The organism is Solibacillus sp. NPDC093137, assembly GCF_050280445.1.
In the GTDB taxonomy this organism is placed as follows: Bacteria; Bacillota; Bacilli; order Bacillales_A; family Planococcaceae; genus Solibacillus; species Solibacillus isronensis_B.
In genome coordinates this window covers 1,762,188-1,779,744 of the sequence record NZ_JBNNVH010000001.1, presented here as the reverse complement: position 1 = coordinate 1,779,744, position 17,557 = coordinate 1,762,188, and the positions used below count along the sequence as shown (strand labels likewise).

The 17,557-nt window shown below is 41.4% G+C and carries 13 protein-coding genes; all 13 read left to right on the top strand.

The annotated features are described in order from the left end of the window. The first annotated feature begins 59 nt into the window (after nt 1-59). The 13 genes from ACQKN3_RS09075 (at nt 60) to pnp (ending at nt 17,176) form a co-directional block, all read left to right on the top strand. Entirely contained in the window at nt 60-1,766 is a 1,707-nt protein-coding gene (locus ACQKN3_RS09075; RefSeq protein ID WP_251689279.1) for a proline--tRNA ligase, read from the top strand. Nucleotides 1,767-1,930: 164 nt separating this feature from the next. After that, a complete protein-coding gene (locus ACQKN3_RS09070; RefSeq protein WP_427710908.1) occupies nt 1,931-6,307 on the top strand; it encodes a PolC-type DNA polymerase III in 4,377 nt (1,458 codons plus the stop codon). 463 nt (nt 6,308-6,770) lie between these two features. Continuing rightward, nucleotides 6,771-7,256 (top strand): ribosome maturation factor RimP, encoded by a 486-nt coding sequence (gene rimP / locus ACQKN3_RS09065; RefSeq protein WP_079525284.1) that lies wholly within the window; start codon nt 6,771-6,773, stop codon nt 7,254-7,256. Nucleotides 7,257-7,270: 14 nt separating this feature from the next. Next, nucleotides 7,271-8,398, top strand: a complete 1,128-nt coding sequence (gene nusA / locus ACQKN3_RS09060) for a transcription termination factor NusA (protein ID WP_251689277.1) — start codon at nt 7,271-7,273, stop codon at nt 8,396-8,398. Nucleotides 8,399-8,437: 39 nt separating this feature from the next. Then, nucleotides 8,438-8,716: an RNase P modulator RnpM gene (rnpM, locus tag ACQKN3_RS09055; protein WP_008403237.1), complete on the top strand. Its 279-nt coding sequence runs from the start codon at nt 8,438-8,440 to the stop codon at nt 8,714-8,716. Next, nucleotides 8,713-9,021: a YlxQ family RNA-binding protein gene (locus ACQKN3_RS09050; protein ID WP_251689276.1), complete on the top strand. Its 309-nt coding sequence runs from the start codon at nt 8,713-8,715 to the stop codon at nt 9,019-9,021. The genes rnpM and ACQKN3_RS09050 overlap by 4 nt, the downstream gene beginning before the upstream one ends. A gap of 14 nt (nt 9,022-9,035) precedes the next feature. Next, nucleotides 9,036-11,405, top strand: coding sequence for a translation initiation factor IF-2 (infB, locus tag ACQKN3_RS09045; RefSeq protein WP_251689275.1), 2,370 nt, complete (start codon nt 9,036-9,038; stop codon nt 11,403-11,405). Beyond that, a complete protein-coding gene (locus ACQKN3_RS09040; RefSeq protein WP_251689273.1) occupies nt 11,405-11,683 on the top strand; it encodes a DUF503 domain-containing protein in 279 nt (92 codons plus the stop codon). The genes infB and ACQKN3_RS09040 overlap by 1 nt, the downstream gene beginning before the upstream one ends. Before the next feature lie 59 nt (nt 11,684-11,742). Further along, nucleotides 11,743-12,087: a 30S ribosome-binding factor RbfA gene (rbfA, locus tag ACQKN3_RS09035; RefSeq protein WP_251689271.1), complete on the top strand. Its 345-nt coding sequence runs from the start codon at nt 11,743-11,745 to the stop codon at nt 12,085-12,087. A gap of 412 nt (nt 12,088-12,499) precedes the next feature. Then, entirely contained in the window at nt 12,500-13,411 is a 912-nt protein-coding gene (truB, locus tag ACQKN3_RS09030; protein WP_251689269.1) for a tRNA pseudouridine(55) synthase TruB, read from the top strand. 10 nt (nt 13,412-13,421) lie between these two features. Beyond that, nucleotides 13,422-14,372, top strand: a complete 951-nt coding sequence (gene ribF / locus ACQKN3_RS09025) for a riboflavin biosynthesis protein RibF (RefSeq protein WP_427710903.1) — start codon at nt 13,422-13,424, stop codon at nt 14,370-14,372. 136 nt (nt 14,373-14,508) lie between these two features. Continuing rightward, nucleotides 14,509-14,778 (top strand): 30S ribosomal protein S15, encoded by a 270-nt coding sequence (rpsO, locus tag ACQKN3_RS09020; RefSeq protein WP_008403229.1) that lies wholly within the window; start codon nt 14,509-14,511, stop codon nt 14,776-14,778. 283 nt (nt 14,779-15,061) lie between these two features. Then, on the top strand, nt 15,062-17,176 hold the full coding sequence (gene pnp / locus ACQKN3_RS09015) for a polyribonucleotide nucleotidyltransferase (protein ID WP_251689265.1): 2,115 nt from the start codon (nt 15,062-15,064) through the stop codon (nt 17,174-17,176). Nucleotides 17,177-17,557 lie beyond the last annotated feature (381 nt).

The window sequence follows — 17,557 nt, the reverse complement described above, 5'->3', positions numbered from 1 at the left end:
AGCTAAATTTGATTAGTATTATAGAAGTAGCAATTTAAATAAAAAAGGTGGCACTATTTATGAAACAGACCAAAACGTTTATCCCTACTTTAAGGGAAAATCCATCCGATGCCGACGTGAAATCGCATCGTATGCTTATGCGTGCCGGATTTATCCGACAAAATGCAGCCGGAGTATATTCATACTTACCATTAGCGCGCAGAGTATTATCAAAAATCGAACAGATCATCCGTGAAGAAATGGAAGCAATCAATTCAATCGAGTTATTAATGCCTGCATTGCAACCAGCAGAGCTATGGCAGGAATCAGGTCGCTGGGAAGCATACGGTCCAGAGCTTATGCGTTTAAAAGACCGTCATGACCGTGACTTCGCTCTAGGTGCTACTCATGAAGAAGTGATTACAACTTTGGTGCGTGATGAAATTAAATCATATAAAAAATTACCGTTAACACTTTACCAAATTCAAAGCAAATTCCGTGATGAAAAACGTCCACGCTTCGGCTTACTGCGCGGTCGCGAATTCATTATGAAAGATGCTTATTCTTTCCACTCATCACGTGAATCACTTGATGCAACATACGATGATATGTACCGTGCATATTCAAACATCTTCTCGCGTCTTGGACTGAACTTCCGTGCTGTAATTGCGGATGCAGGTACAATTGGCGGTAAAGGTACGCACGAATTTATGGTGCTTTCTGAAATCGGTGAAGATACAATCGCTTATTCGGATACATCGGATTATGCGGCAAACATCGAAATGGCAGAGGTTGTTGTAGAATATACAGCACCGACAACACCATTGAAAGACATCGAAAAAATTGAAACACCAGACCAAAAAACAATTGAAGAAGTATCGGCATTTTTAAATGTGGAACCTTCAAATGTGATTAAATCACTAGTTTTTGATATTGATGGTGAGTTGGTTGTTGTTTTAGCGCGCGGTGACCACGAAATTAACGATATTAAATTAAAAAATGCATTAGGTGCTACATCTGTTGAATTGGCAGAAGACGCAGCTATTAAAGAATTACTAGGCTGTACACCAGGTTCAATCGGTCCTGTGAAATTGCCGGTAAATGTAAAAGTTATTGCGGATAACGCAATCAAATCAATCCGTAACGGTGTTGCAGGGGCAAACGAAGATGGATTCCACTTATTAAATGTTAATCCGGAGCGCGACTTCGCGATCAGCTCTTATGAAGACATCCGTTTCATCCAACAAGGTGACCCATCTCCGGACGGTCAAGGTATCATTAAGTTTGCTGAAGGTATTGAAGTTGGACATATTTTCAAATTAGGTACAACTTATTCAGAAAAACTCAATGCAACATTCCTTGATGAGCAAGGTAAAGCAAAACCTTATATTATGGGATGCTATGGTATCGGGGTTTCTCGTATACTTGCTGCTGTAGCAGAACATTTCCAAGATGAAAACGGATTTGTATGGCCTGCACAATTAGCACCATATGATTTGCAACTAGTACCAATCAATGCAAAAGACGAAGCACAAGTTCAATTAGCGGACGAGCTTTATGGTGTACTGAAATCATACCGCTATGAAGTGTTATATGATGACCGTGCAGAACGTGCCGGCGTAAAATTTGCAGATGCAGATTTAATCGGATTACCTGTTCGTATTACAGTAGGTAAAAAAGCTTCAGAAGGTCTTGTGGAAGTGAAATTCCGTTCAACAGGCGAATCTGCAGAATGGGCGAAAGAAGAAGTAGTCGATCGCTTAAACGAATATTTCCGCCAAAACTAGTAACGATTAAGATAGAGAGAACGGGAAAGTACAATTTTTTATGTACTTTCTTTTCTTTTTCATTGGAAGTGAAGGGGCCATTTTTTATGTATTGGGTTGGCTTGGATGAATAACGGTATTAATTCCGCTTATTTTAAATAAAGTGGAGTATTTGTTCATGTCCGATGAAATCCCTCACCTTACAATGGAAACAGCATGATGAAAGGGTGAAACAATTGTCAAAACAGGAAGGAAGACAAAAATTCCTACTATTGTTACAGCAGCTTGAATTGACTGATGATGTCTATATGTCCTTTTTTGAAAATGGAACACTCGAACGTGTAACGGTTCATAAAAAGAAACGTATTTGGGACTTTAAAATAAAAATTGAAAATATATTGCCTTACCAAGTGTATCAATTGCTGAGAATGCGGATGGTCGAGAAGTTTTCTCCTATAGCCAATGTGTTACTGACGATTGAATCGCATAATCCGGTAGTTAATGAGCAGCATATTTTGGATTATTGGCAAGTAGTAGTGGAGCAATTGGATGAAATGTCACCACTATTGCGTGCAAATTTATCGAAGCAAACACCGAAATGGACAGGTCATAAGCTTGTCGTAACATCGATGCTCGAAGTCGAGTACTTATCATTAAAAGCAAAGTATACAGATAAAATTGCCGAGTCGTACAAAACATTCGGTTTCCCGCATATCCCGCTTGAGTTCCAGCTTGTAGAGGAAAATGATGAATTTATCGCACAGCAAGAAGCGTTTTACCAGCAGCGCAGGGAAGAGGAAGAGCGACTGTCTAAACAGGCGATGGCCGATTTTGCAACACGCGAAAAAGAGAAAGCGGCCAATCCTGGTGCTGTTTCCAATGGAGATACACCATTCCAGATTGGTGCACTCATTAAAAATCCGGATCCGGTCGAAATCCGCACAGTACTGGAAGAAGAACGCTCGATTGTACTGGAAGGGTTTATTTTTGCATGTGATATTAAAGAACTTCGAAGCGGTCGTTCATTGCTTGAATTTAAAATTTCCGACTACACCGACTCACTAATGGTCAAAATGTTCTCAAACGGTGACGAGGACGTCGTGAAGATGAAGCAGATGAGCAAAGGGATGTGGGTGCGTGTACGCGGATCGATTCAGCTTGATACATTTGCCCGCGATTTAGTCATGATGGTAAAAGACATCAACGAAATCAAGCGTGAACCTAAAAAAGACCATGCTCCGGAAGGCGAAAAGCGAGTTGAGCTTCACCTGCATACACCGATGAGTCAAATGGATGCGATGACATCTGTCGATAAACTAGTAGCACAAGCAGCCAAATGGGGACATCCTGCGATTGCGGTAACCGACCATGCTGTTGTTCAGGCATTCCCTGAAGCGTATGCTGCCGGTAAGAAAAATGGCATTAAAGTCATTTACGGCGTGGAAGCAAACTTAGTTGATGACGGAAAACCAATTGTTTACGATCCGATTGATGTTGACCTTGAAGATGCAACGTATATCGTATTTGACGTAGAGACGACCGGCTTCTCGAACGTGTATGACACGATTATCGAGCTGGCGGCCGTCAAAATTAAGAATGGTCAAGTTATTGATACATTTGAACGATTCTCAAACCCGCACCGTAAATTAACAGCAAAAATTATCGAGCTGACTCATATTACTGATGATATGCTTGTCAATGCACCAGAGCTGAGTGATGTCATTCGTGAATTCCATGACTTTATCGGCGATGGGGTTGTTGTCGCGCATAATGCAGCGTTTGACTTAGGTTTCTTATATGTTGCATACAAAAATGCCGGCATAGAAGTTCGCCACCCAGGGATCGATACGGTCGAGCTTTCCCGTCTTGTAAATCCAGGGCAAAAATCGCATAACTTGAAAACATTAACGAAAAAATACAATATCGAACTAACCCAGCATCACCGGGCAATTTATGATACCGAAGCAACAGGAGAGCTATTCCTGCATTTATTGAAACAGGCTACCGATTTAGGTATTAAAAACCTGATTGAAATGAATGACCATGTCGGCGGTGCAGAAGGATATAAACAGTCACGCCCAAGTCACTGTACAATTTTGGCGGTCGATGATGCCGGACTGAAAAATCTGTTTAAGTTGATTTCAATTTCGCATACGGAAACATTTTACCGTGTGCCACGTATTCGTCGATCTGATTTGCAAAAACTACGACAAGGTTTAATCGTAGGCTCAGGCTGCTCGAATGGTGAGCTATTTGAAACAATGATGAATAAGACGCAGGAAGAAGCAGAGCGTATCGCAAAATTCTATGATTATTTGGAAGTAATGCCGAAACCGGTCTATTCTCCATTAGTGGATGGCGGTACAGTCCATGATGAATGGGCATTGGAAGACATTATCCGCCGTATCGTAAAGCTTGGCAAAAAACTGAACTTACCGGTCGTAGCAACGGGAAATGTCCACTACTTGCATGAAACCGATGCAAAGTTCCGTCAAATCCTTGTTGGGTCAATGGGTGGGGCAAACCCGTTAAACCGTAATCCTTTACCGAAAGTCCATTTCCGTACAACGGATGAAATGCTGAAGGAATTCGACTTTTTAGGCCCGGATTTGGCAAAGGAAATCGTTGTGACAAATACGCAGCTTGTCGCCGATATGATTGGCGATGTAAAACCGATCAAGGACGACTTATATACACCGAAGATTGAAGGCTCGGATGATGAAGTAACGAATCTGACTTATGAAATGGCACATAGTATTTACGGCGAAAATTTACCGGAAATTGTCCAGGCACGTATTGATAAGGAACTGAAATCGATTTTGGGGCACGGGTTCGGAGTAATATACCTGATTTCCGCAAAGCTCGTTAAAAAATCGCTTGCTGACGGTTACTTAGTAGGTTCGCGTGGATCTGTAGGGTCATCCCTCGTCGCGACATTTATGGAAATTACCGAAGTAAACCCGCTGCCGCCGCATTATGTTTGTCCAAAGTGTAAGCATTCCGAGTTTATCGCGGATGGTTCGGTTGCATCAGGCTATGACTTACCGAACAAACAATGCCCGGAATGCGGTGCTCCGTACAAAAAAGACGGCCAGGATATCCCGTTCGAAACATTCCTGGGATTCAAGGGAGACAAGGTGCCCGATATTGATTTGAACTTCTCCGGTGAATATCAGCCACAGGCGCATAACTATACGAAAGTGCTGTTCGGTGAAGATTATGTATTCCGTGCCGGAACAATTGGTACCGTCGCTGAAAAGACGGCATATGGTTATGTAAAAGGGTACGGAAGCGACAATGGCATCACTTACCGAAATGCGGAAGTGGACCGCCTTGTGCAAGGATGTACAGGGGTAAAACGTACAACCGGACAACACCCAGGGGGCATTATCGTAGTTCCGGATTATATGGATATTTACGACTTCTCGCCAGTACAGTTCCCGGCGGATGCCCAGGATTCGGAATGGAAAACAACCCATTTCGACTTCCACTCGATTCACGATAATATTTTAAAGCTCGATATACTTGGACACGATGATCCGACCGTAATTCGTATGCTTCAGGATTTATCCGGAATCGATCCGAAAACAATCCCGACAGACGATCCAATTGTTATGAAGATTTTCAGTTCAACGGAATCACTAGGTGTAACGGAAAAGCAAATTGGCACGAAAACAGGAACGCTCGGAATTCCTGAGTTCGGGACAAAATTCGTACGCCAAATGCTAGAAGAAACAAAACCGTCAACATTCAGTGAACTTGTGCAGATTTCAGGACTATCTCACGGTACAGACGTATGGCTTGGAAATGCACAGGAACTGATTAAAGACGGCACTTGTGTATTAAAAGAAGTAATCGGCTGTCGTGACGATATTATGGTTTATTTAATTTATCAGGATTTGGAACCGTCGTTTGCCTTTAAAATTATGGAGTCTGTTCGTAAAGGTAAAGGCTTAACAGATGAAATGGAAGCGGAAATGCGTGCGAAGAAAGTGCCGGAATGGTATATCGATTCTTGTAAAAAGATTAAGTACATGTTCCCGAAAGCCCACGCCGCAGCGTATGTATTAATGGCCGTGCGTATCGCATGGTTCAAGGTGCATCATCCGATTCTTTACTATGCAGCGTACTTCACTGTACGTGCATCGGACTTTGATTTAATTGCGATGACGCAAGGTTCTGTCATGATTCGCAAAAAAATCGATGAGATCAACATGAAGGGGCTCGATGCAGCGCCAAAAGAGAAAAGTTTACTGACGGTTATGGAACTGGCACTTGAAATGTGTGAACGCGGCATGAGCTTCAAAAAGGTTGATTTATACCGTTCACAGGCGAGTGAGTTCATTATTGAAGGAAACTCATTGATTCCGCCATTTGATGCCATTCCTGGCCTTGGTACAAACGTAGCAAAACAAATTGTTGAAGCACGTAAAAACGGAGAGTTTTTATCGAAGGAAGATCTACAGCAGCGCGGCCGTGTATCGAAGACATTAATCGAGTATATGGATGAGCTTGGATGTCTGGAAGGAATGCCGGATGCCAACCAGCTGTCATTATTCTAATGTACGGATTGGCTAAAAGAGAGGATTTTGTATTTACAGATGCATATTCTCTTAATTGTTGTTAATTCTATGTGTTAATAGGCAAAATTTGCATTAGGATAGCCTTTGTGCTATGCTAAATGTAATAATTTGTTGATAGTTCACCAGCAAAAGAGTGGGGTTTCCCGCTCTTTTCTGTTGTTTACACAACTATTTAATTTCGATGAGCAAGTGTTCAGATCATTTGTTCAATGGAGTTGAACCTTTGGCGAATATCACAAATTTAAAATGAAAAAATGAAGTCCGTCTAAAACGCCGTATCTTAAGGCGATGACTGGCTGACCCACGTCCTGTGGGCCTCAAAAAAATCTGGACGCAATTGCATTTAGATGTAAATGTCTCCATTTTTTTCAATGAAAACTCGTCTTTTGTTAAACCAATACTAAGAAGATTTAAAACAAACAAAGACGTTAGGGAGGATACGATGAGCAAAGTTACGTCGATCATTGAAGAGCTAGTGACACCGATCGTGGAAGAGCTTGATTTGGAATTAGTTGATATCGAGTTCGTGAAAGAAGGACGCGACTGGTTCCTTCGTATTTATGTTGACACACCAGAAGGCGGCATTGATATTTTACAATGTGCACAAGTGAGTGAACGTTTAAGCGAGAAGTTGGATGAAAATGATCCAATCGAGCAAAACTATTACTTAGAGGTTTCTTCACCAGGAGCGGAACGTCCGTTAAAGAAACAACAGGACTTTGAAAAAGCAATCGGCAAATATATTTATGTGAAAACTTATGAACCAGTTAAGGATTTAAAAGAATTCTATGGTTATTTACGCGCATATACAGATGAGTTTTTAGAAATCGAATTCCGTATTAAAACACGTAAAGTTACAGTACAAATTGAAAAAGAAAAAATTGCGCAAGCGCGTCTTGCTATCGATTTTTCAGATAAGCAAATTTAGGAGTGAAAACAAAAATGAGTAGTGAATTACTAGATGCCCTAACTGCCCTTGAAGAGCAGAAAGGTATTTCAAGAGATGTATTAATTGAGGCGATTGAGGCGGCTTTAGTAACTGCGTACAAACGTAACTTCAACCAAGCGCAAAACGTTCGCGTGGATCTTAACCTAAATACAGGTTCAATGGTTGTTTATTCTCGTAAAGACGTAGTAGAAGAAGTAGAAGACGATCGTCTGGAAATCGCATTGGAAGACGCGAAATTCATTAATGCAGCTTATGAAATTGGTGACGTCGTAGAAGAAGAAGTAACACCACGTAACTTCGGACGTATCGCGGCACAGACTGCTAAGCAAGTTGTAACGCAACGTGTTCGTGAGGCAGAGCGCGGTTTAATTTATGAAGAGTATGTAGACCGTGAAGATGACATCGTAACAGGTGTAATCGAGCGTCAAGATGCACGTAATATTTATGTGTCAATCGGTAAAGTTGAAGCGGCATTACCTGTTAACGAACAAATTCAAGGTGAAGTTTATAAGCCAACTACACGCATCCGTGTTTACATTACAAAAGTTGAACGCACAACACGTGGTCCACAAGTAATCGTTTCTCGTACACATCCTGGATTATTGCGCCGTCTGTTTGAAATGGAAGTTCCAGAAATTTATGATGGCACTGTAGAAATCAAATCAATCGCGCGTGAAGCGGGAGACCGTTCAAAAATCTCTGTATATGCACATAATGAAGAAGTAGATCCTGTAGGTTCATGTGTTGGAGCTAAAGGTGCACGTGTGCAAACAATTGTAAACGAATTAAACGGTGAAAAGATCGATATCGTAGAATGGTCAGAAGATCCGGTTGTATTCGTTGCAAACGCACTAAGCCCTTCAAAAGTTCTGGACGTTCAAGTAAATGAAGAAGAAAAGTCAACAACAGTTGTCGTACCGGATTACCAATTATCACTAGCGATTGGTAAGCGCGGACAAAATGCTCGTTTAGCAGCAAAATTAACGGGCTGGAAAATCGACATCAAGAGTGAAACAGATGCACGCGAATTAGGGATTTATCCTTCTGAAACGAGCACATTCGTTCCACGTGAAGATGCAGAAGAAGTACAATTTGATTTATATGGTGATGACGAAGAGTAAGCCATCATTTGGAATGATTTTGCAAGGAGGGTAAGCAATATGGTCGTTAATAAAAAAATTCCTTTACGCAAATGTGTTGCAACAGGCGAGATGCTTCCGAAAAAATCAATGATTCGCGTCGTTCGTTCAAAAGAGGGCGAAGTGACTGTTGATATTACGGGAAAAAAATCCGGTCGTGGAGCATATGTTTCTAAAACGGAAGATGCTGTTGAAATGGCGCGTAAAAAGAATATTTTAGATCGCCAGCTTGATGCAAAAGTGCCGGATGAGGTGTATGAGGAGCTGCTAACGCTAATCCGCCGGGAGTCGATTTTATGACAAACCCGGCATTGCTACAGCTATTAGGTTTAGCAGCACGTGCACGAAAAACAATATCCGGAGAAGAGCTTGTCGTAAAAGAAATTCGCAACGGCAATGCAAAACTTGTCTTTTTAGCTTCGGATGCTTCGGCAAATACGAGCAAAAAGATTCAGGATAAATGTACGTTTTATAAAGTTGAGTATTATGTTTTCGGAGATCGATATGATCTTGGACATGCTACCGGGAAGGAAGCCCGTGTAGCGATTGCTATTACAGATAGCGGATTTGCTAAAAAAATGTCTAGTCTACTCAACGAAAATTAATCGGGGGTGAGCAGATGAGCAAAGTAAGAGTTCATGAATATGCGAAAAAGGTAAATAAAACAAGTAAGGAAGTTATTGAGGTGCTTGCAAAACATAATCTGCCGGTGAAAAATCATATGGCGGTTATCGATGAGCAGGCGGTCTCAAAACTAAATTCTGTCTTTAAGCAAGCAGTGGAACCAACGAAAGATTCTCCTGCAAAGACACCTGCCAAAGCTGTAAATGTTACACCAAAACGCGGTGAACAAGGGCAGAAGAAAGTGCAGCAAGGTCAAAAGCAGGATCGTCCACAATCTGCTTCAAATAACCAACAACCGAACAAAGCTTCAAACGCCCAAGGGCAACCAAAATCGCAACAAGGCGAAAAAATAAGAAATGAAAAAGGTAACCAAAATCGAAATATGACACAAAATAACAATAATAACCGCAAAAGCGGCACAACACCAAACACTAGTAATAATAAAGGCGGCAACACGCCAAATAGAGGCGGAAATACGCCAAACAAGGGTGGCAACACTCAAAACAAAGGCGGCTATCAACAACGTAGAAAACCAGGTATCAATGGTGGTAAACGTCGTACGCATCGCCCGGCACCACAACCAATGGTGCAAAAGGAATTACCGGAAAAAATTACTTTCTATGAAAGTTTATCAGTCGCAGAACTTGCAAAAAAATTACACCGTGAGCCATCGGAAATTATTAAAAAATTATTCATGCTTGGCGTAATGGCAACAATTAACCAAGAACTTGATAAGGATGCAATTGAGTTAATCTGTGCAGACTACGGGGTAGAAGTAGAAGAAGAAATCCGTATCGACAAAACAGATTTAGATACGTACTTCGATGATACTATCGTGGAAGTTGACGAGAATGCATTAGAAGAGCGCCCACCAGTTGTAACAATTATGGGACACGTTGACCACGGTAAAACATCATTGCTTGACTCAATCCGTAAAACGAAAGTTACAGCGGGTGAAGCAGGCGGTATTACTCAGCATATCGGTGCATACCAAGTAGAAGTTAACGGGAAGAAAATTTCATTCCTTGATACTCCTGGTCACGCGGCATTCACAACAATGCGTGCGCGTGGTGCATCAATTACAGATATCGCAATTATCGTAGTTGCAGCAGATGACGGTGTAATGCCTCAAACAGTTGAAGCAATCAACCACGCAAAAGCTGCAGAAGTACCAATTATCGTAGCAATCAACAAAATGGATAAACCATCTGCTAATCCTGACCGTGTACAACAAGAGTTAACTGAGCACGGATTAGTTCCTGAAGCATGGGGTGGAGATACAATCTTCGTACCAATTTCAGCACTGAAAGGTGAAGGTATTGACCAGCTTCTGGAAATGATTTTATTAGTTTCTGAAGTAGGCGAATTAAAAGCGAATCCGACTCGTTCAGCAATCGGTACAGTAATTGAAGCACAGCTTGATAAAGGCCGTGGTGCAGTTGCAACACTTTTAGTTCAAGATGGTACATTACGTATTGGTGACCCAATCGTAGTCGGTCATGCATATGGTCGTGTACGTGCAATGGTCAACGATCTTGGCCGTCGTATTAAAACAGCTGGCCCTTCTATGCCAGTTGAAATTACAGGTTTAAGCGAAGTACCACAAGCGGGCGACCGTTTCGTAGTATTCGAAGACGAAAAAACAGCTCGTCAAGTTGGTGAGTCTCGTTCAATGACTGCAATCCAAGCGTCACGTTCAGAAAAACAACGTGTAACACTTGATAACTTATTCGAACAAATGAGCCAAGGCGAAATGAAAGAGCTAAACTTAATCGTTAAAGCAGACGTACAAGGTACAGTGGAAGCAATGGCTTCTTCATTAATGAAAATTGATGTTGAAGGCGTTAACGTTAAAATCATCCACACAGGTGCGGGTGCAATTACAGAATCGGATATCTCTCTTGCTGCTGCATCAAATGCAATCGTTATCGGATTCAACGTACGTCCTGATACAAATGCAAAACGTGCTGCTGATGAAGAAGGCGTAGATATTCGTCTACACCGTATCATCTATAAAGTAATCGAAGAAATCGAACACGCGATGAAAGGGATGCTTGATCCAGAGTTCGAAGAGAAAATCGTTGGTCAAGCGGAAGTTCGTCAAACAATTAAAGTATCTAAAGTGGGTACAATCGCAGGTTCATACGTTATCGAAGGTAAAATCGTTCGCGATGCCGGCGTACGTGTAATCCGCGAAAACGTTGTTGTGTTCGAAGGTGAACTGGATTCACTAAAACGCTTCAAAGATGATGCAAAAGAAGTTGCAAAAGGATATGAGTGTGGTATTACGATTAAAAACTACAACGACATTAAAGAAGGCGACATTATCGAAGCCTTCGTAATGGAAGAAATCGTTCGTAAATAATGATTGTATACGCAGAAATTGAATTCATGATTCAGACTGCCCACTCATTAAAAGAAAAGCGCGCCGTCCTACAACGGATGGTGACGCGTACGAAACAAAAATTCAACGTTTCCGTTGCTGAAATTGACCATCAGGATGTATGGCAGCGTACAAAGCTTGCGCTTGTCGCAGTTGCTTCTTCCAAAGAAGCAGCTGAACGCGAGCTTATGCGGGCCGTCCATTATCTGCAGTCAAATCCGCAATGGGAACAGCTGGATTTTTATCGTGAATATTTATAAAGTCCACTTATCGTGGCAAACTGTACTATTAATTACGCAATTTAAATGAGGTGACATTTATGTCTCTACGTTCTAATCGAGTTGCTGAGCAAATGAAAAAAGAAATTACTGAAATCATTGCGCGCAAAATCAAAGATCCGCGTGTAGGCTTCGTTACGGTTACTGATGTAGCAGTAACAGGAGACTTACAGCAAGCAACTGTTTATATTACATCGTTAGGCAATGACCGCGAACGTGCGGAAACATTGCAAGCGTTAGAAAAAGCATCCGGTTTCATCCGTTCTGAAGTTGGTTCACGTATTCGCTTACGCCGTACGCCTGAACTGGCATTCGAATTCGATACAGCAATCGAATACGGAAACAAAATCGATGCTTTACTACGTGGCCTAAACGAAGATAAATAAAACTAAGAAGTCTGCGCTGCATAACTATGCAGGCAGACTTTTTTGCTTTTAAAAATTCTTTAACGGAATTGTTGAATACAGAAGTTTTGTTAAGGAAATAAACTTTATGCTAAGTTAGAGTGACGCGAAGCGAAGGGGGGCGACTCCTAGGGGATCAGCGTGTGCGGAAAATCCACTTTATCGCTGCCGCCGTAAGAGGTAGCGATAAAGTTAGTTGGAGCCACGCCCCAGGAATATTTGAACGAATGCTAAAACCGTTACGTCGTGTAACAACGCATTCGTGACCAACGTCCTGTTGGCCTCCCGTAGCGAAGCAGAACGGATTGTATGAAAAGTACCAACTATAGCTGAAGCTTATATCAAAGAATCTATTAAATATCGAAATCCCTATTTCAAACAAAGGAGCAAAACAATGAACGGTATTTTGCCATTATGGAAAGAGCGCGGCATGACAAGTCATGACTGTGTATTTAAATTACGAAAAATATTGAAGACGAAAAAAGTAGGCCATACCGGGACACTTGATCCGGGTGTAGAAGGCGTCCTGCCAATCTGTATCGGCCAGGCAACACGCATCGCCGAATATTTAACAGATGCCGGCAAAACGTATGAAGCAGTCGTATCGATCGGACGCACGACAACAACAGAAGATGCGGAAGGCGAAACAGTCGAGCAAAATACAGATTTCAAATCGTTTACTCGTGAAGAAATTTTACAAGCACTCCAAACGCTGACAGGCGAAATTGAACAAACGCCTCCGATGTTTTCTGCGGTAAAAGTGAACGGGAAAAAGCTTTATGAGTATGCAAGAGCCGGCCAAACAGTCGAGCGCCCAACACGTAAAATTACAATTTATGAGCTGGAATTATTGGATGATGCACAAACGTTCGAAGGGGAAGAAGTGAAATTCTCGATTCGCATCAAATGTTCAAAAGGGACGTATATTCGCACATTAGCTGTTCAGATCGGTGAAGCATTAGGTTGTCCTGCACATATGCATGAACTTGTACGAACAGCATCAGGCACATTTACTAAAGACAATTGCTTTACATTAGCCGAAATCGCGGAAATGATGGAAGCAGGGGAGCAGGAGAAGTTTCTGTTGCCTGTTGAATATGCATTATCCGATTATCCATACATTGAAATTACGGAAGACATTGAAAAGCAAATTTTCAATGGGCAAGTTCTCCCGATGCATACTTTATTAACGGAACATGATAAAATTGTTTATGGTGTAGAGGGACGAGCATTTGCGGTTTACATCGCCCATCCGACAAAGACCGGGCAAATGAAGCCGGATAAGATGTTTCCCGAAATTAATTAGGAGGCCCAAGATGAACGTTATTCATTTGAAATACCCCCATCAATTAGCACAGGAAATAGAAAAAGAGGCGTACTCATTAGCAATCGGATTTTTTGATGGGGTACATAAAGGACATCAGGCGGTCATTGAAGCGGCAAAGCAAAAAGCCGAGCAGCTTAATATTAAAAGTGCCGTGATGACTTTTGATCCACATCCATCGATTGTACTAGGCAGACGTAATGAAAAAGTGTTTTACATTACGCCACTACCACAAAAATTAGATACATTAAAAAAATTAAATATCGATACAGTATTTGTTGTAAACTTTACATCAGACTTTGCAAAGCTTACACCGGAAGAGTTCATTAAGTATTTTATCGTAGATTTAAATGTCCAGCATGTAACGGCAGGCTTTGATTTCTCATTTGGCGCATACGGCAAAGGCAATATGGAGCTGATGGAGCAACTGTCCAACGGGCGTTATGGTGTGACGGCAATAGAAAAACAGCAGGATGCAGTCGAAAAAATCAGCTCAACACGTATTCGCCAAGCATTACAGGACGGGGAAATGGAGCAGGCTCGTAATCTATTAGGCCGCGCATTTGAAGTGCCGGGAATCGTCGTGCACGGAGATAAGCGCGGACGGACAATGGGCTTTCCGACAGCAAACGTCCAGGCGATGGAAGGCTGCTATATACCGGCAACCGGAGTGTATGCAGTGAAAATTTTAGTGCAAAATAAATGGTATGACGGGGTTTGTAATGTAGGCTATAAACCGACATTCAACAACCCGGAAGAAAAGCAACTGTCGATTGAAGTGCATATTTTAAATTTCAATAAAAATATTTACGGTGAAGAGGTCGTTGTCGGCTGGTATAAACGCATTCGCAGCGAACGGAAATTTAATGGTATCGAAGCGTTAATTGAGCAAATTGAATTAGATAAACAGCAAGCAATCGCCTATTTTGAACAACTACGCTAAATAGTTGCGCATCTATAAACAATTATGGTACTATTCACTAGTACGAAATTCTCGTATGAACCTTAGCTCGGCTTTTCGCAACTCCAGCGACTGCTCTGCTAGTGGGGATATCTTATTTATCAGGAGGTCATTTAAAATGGCAATTACACAAGAACGTAAAAACGAAATTATCGCTGAGTACCGCGTACACGAAACAGACACTGGTTCTCCAGAAGTACAAGTAGCTGTATTAACTGCAGAAATCAACGCATTAAACGCTCACTTAGCTACTCACAAGAAAGATTTCCACTCTCAACGTGGTCTTCTTAAAATGGTAGGTAAACGTCGTCATTTATTAAAATATTTACGTGAAAACGACGTAGCTCGTTACCGTGAATTAATTACTAAACTTGGATTACGTCGCTAATACGTCGTTAATCTGACAATAAAAAGCGGGATTTTTCCCGCTTTTTATTATGTTTGAAAATGAGTCAGCTTTCCGAATCAATGGTGCGATGTTTAACTTCTTTGAGCAGGTGTCAACACGCCTGTTGAAAGAAGTTAAACCATTGCTGGAAAGCCAAAAATATTTTATTAAATTTAACGATATTTAGATCAAAAAATTTAGCATAGAAAACGCTTTTTTGATACACTAACTATGGTACATAATATGATACGTAGAGTGTTTCAATAAGAAAGGGGTTCATTTAATGAACGAAAAAAAGGTCTTTTCGTATGAATGGGCAGGCCGTCCACTAGTAGTAGAAGTAGGACAGCTAGCAAAACAAGCAAATGGTGCTGCAATGATCCGCTACGGCGAAACAGCAGTTCTAGCTACAGCAACAATGTCAAAACAACCAAAAGCATTAGATTTCTTCCCGTTAACAGTTAACTTTGAAGAACGTCTATATGCAGCAGGTAAAATCCCTGGTGGTTTCATTAAACGTGAAGGACGTCCATCAGAAGCGGCAGTATTAACTTCCCGTCTAATTGACCGTCCAATCCGTCCAATGTTCCCGGATGGTTTCCGTAACGAAGTACAATCAATTTTAATGGTTATGTCAAATGATTCAAACTGCCCTGCTGATGTAGCGGCAATGTTTGGTTCTTCATTATCATTAGCAATATCTGATATTCCATTCGACGGACCGATTGCAGGTGTACATGTAGGATATATCGACGGAGAATTCGTTGTGAACCCGACTGTAGAACAATCAGCAAAATCGACTGTTCACTTAACAGTAGCAGGTAACAAAGACGCGGTTAACATGGTAGAAGCAGGTGCTTTAGAAGTAACTGAAGATATCATGCTTGAAGCGATTATGTTCGGTCATGAAGAAATTAAAAAGTTAATTGCCTTCCAAGAGCAAATTGTTGCTGAAGTGGGTAAAGAAAAACTTGAAGTAACATTATATGAATTAGATGCAGACTTAACAGCAGCGATCAAAGCTGAATGTGAAGCTGATATGAATACAGCTATCCAAACGGTGGACAAGCAATTACGCCAAGAAAATATTACAGCAGTAAAAACACGTGTGATCGAAGCTTATGAAGCCCAAGAAGCTGACGAAGCTACGATGAAACAAGTGAATGCTATTTTAGATAAAATGGTAAAAGATGAAGTGCGTCGTTTAATTACAGAAGATAAAGTTCGTCCGGATGGTCGTAAGCAAGATGAAATCCGTCCACTTTCTTCTGAAGTAGATTTATTGCCACGTGCACACGGTTCCGCATTATTCACACGTGGACAAACGCAAGCATTATCAATTTGTACTTTAGGTGCTTTAGGCGACGTTCAAATTATTGACGGCTTAGGTATTGAAGAGTCAAAACGCTGGATGCACCACTACAACTTCCCACAATTCTCAGTTGGGGAAACAGGCCGTTACGGTAGCCCGGGCCGTCGTGAAATCGGTCACGGTGCATTAGGTGAGCGTGCAATTTTAGCGGTAATGCCAACAGAAGAGGAATTCCCGTATGCAATCCGTTGCGTATCGGAAGTATTGGAATCAAATGGTTCTACTTCTCAAGCATCAATTTGTGCATCAACAATGGCACTTATGGCTGCAGGTGTGCCAATTAAAGCACCAGTTGCAGGTATTGCAATGGGTCTTGTTAAAAAAGGCGAGCACTATACAGTATTATCAGATATCCAAGGTATGGAAGACCACCTTGGCGACATGGACTTTAAAGTGGCAGGTACAGCTAAAGGTGTAACAGCACTTCAAATGGACATTAAAATCGATGGTCTGTCTCGTGATATTTTAGAAGAAGCATTAACTCAGGCGAAAATCGGCCGTATGCACATTTTAGAGCATATGATGTCAACGATTTCAGCGTCTCGCACTTCATTATCACAATACGCACCAAAAATTGTTTCAATCAAAATTAATCCTGACAAAATCCGCGATGTAATCGGACCGGGTGGTAAAGTCATCAATAAAATTATTGATGAAACAGGCGTTAAAATTGATACAGAACAAGACGGTACAATCTACATCGCTTCAGCTGATGAAGCAATGATTAACCGTGCTAAAGAAATGATCGAATCAATCGTACGCGAAGCTAAAGTAGGCGAGTACTACTTATCAACAGTAAAACGCATTGAAAAATTCGGTGCATTCTGTGAAATCTTCCCAGGTAAAGATGGCTTACTGCACATTTCGGAAATTCAGGAAGAACGTACGAAAGAAGTAGAAGACGTATTAAAACTAGGCGATGAATTACTAGTGAAATGTATCGAGATTGATAAACAAGGTCGCGTAAACTTATCACGTAAAGTAGTTATCAAAGAAGAAAAAGAGCGCGCGGAACAAGGGAAATAATTGAAACAAGCGTTGCAAACAAGATAAAAAGGGAGGTTGTACACTATTGTACAGCCTCTTTTTTAAATAACGTTAAGTTGATGATTTGCGATATAACTTGATGAAGTATGGTAAAGGGAGGTATGCGTAATGGAGAGGCCGACTTCCAGGGGATTAAGCGTGTGCGGAAAATCTGGTTGCTCCTGCGGTTACTCGTCGCAAAGCTTTATTCAAAGCTTTGGAGCCACGCTTCCAGAAATAATGGAACGAATGCTAAGAGCGTCACATCATGTGACACCGCATTCGTGACCAACAATCCTTTTGGCCTCCGGAATGGAGCATACCGGGCTATATAAATAAGCCTCGAATTGGAATACTACGGTTTTTTAAGTCATACTTATA

Excerpts from the sequence above, each read along its gene's own strand:
- ACQKN3_RS09075 (WP_251689279.1), top strand. The coding sequence starts at position 60 with ATGAAACAGACCAAAACGTTTATCCCTACTTTAAGGGAAAATCCATCC.
- ACQKN3_RS09070 (WP_427710908.1), top strand. The coding sequence starts at position 1,931 with ATGAAATCCCTCACCTTACAATGGAAACAGCATGATGAAAGGGTGAAA.
- rimP (WP_079525284.1), top strand. The coding sequence starts at position 6,771 with ATGAGCAAAGTTACGTCGATCATTGAAGAGCTAGTGACACCGATCGTG.
- nusA (WP_251689277.1), top strand. The coding sequence starts at position 7,271 with ATGAGTAGTGAATTACTAGATGCCCTAACTGCCCTTGAAGAGCAGAAA.
- rnpM (WP_008403237.1), top strand. The coding sequence starts at position 8,438 with ATGGTCGTTAATAAAAAAATTCCTTTACGCAAATGTGTTGCAACAGGC.
- ACQKN3_RS09050 (WP_251689276.1), top strand. The coding sequence starts at position 8,713 with ATGACAAACCCGGCATTGCTACAGCTATTAGGTTTAGCAGCACGTGCA.
- infB (WP_251689275.1), top strand. The coding sequence starts at position 9,036 with ATGAGCAAAGTAAGAGTTCATGAATATGCGAAAAAGGTAAATAAAACA.
- ACQKN3_RS09040 (WP_251689273.1), top strand. The coding sequence starts at position 11,405 with ATGATTGTATACGCAGAAATTGAATTCATGATTCAGACTGCCCACTCA.
- rbfA (WP_251689271.1), top strand. The coding sequence starts at position 11,743 with ATGTCTCTACGTTCTAATCGAGTTGCTGAGCAAATGAAAAAAGAAATT.
- truB (WP_251689269.1), top strand. The coding sequence starts at position 12,500 with ATGAACGGTATTTTGCCATTATGGAAAGAGCGCGGCATGACAAGTCAT.
- ribF (WP_427710903.1), top strand. The coding sequence starts at position 13,422 with ATGAACGTTATTCATTTGAAATACCCCCATCAATTAGCACAGGAAATA.
- rpsO (WP_008403229.1), top strand. The coding sequence starts at position 14,509 with ATGGCAATTACACAAGAACGTAAAAACGAAATTATCGCTGAGTACCGC.
- pnp (WP_251689265.1), top strand. The coding sequence starts at position 15,062 with ATGAACGAAAAAAAGGTCTTTTCGTATGAATGGGCAGGCCGTCCACTA.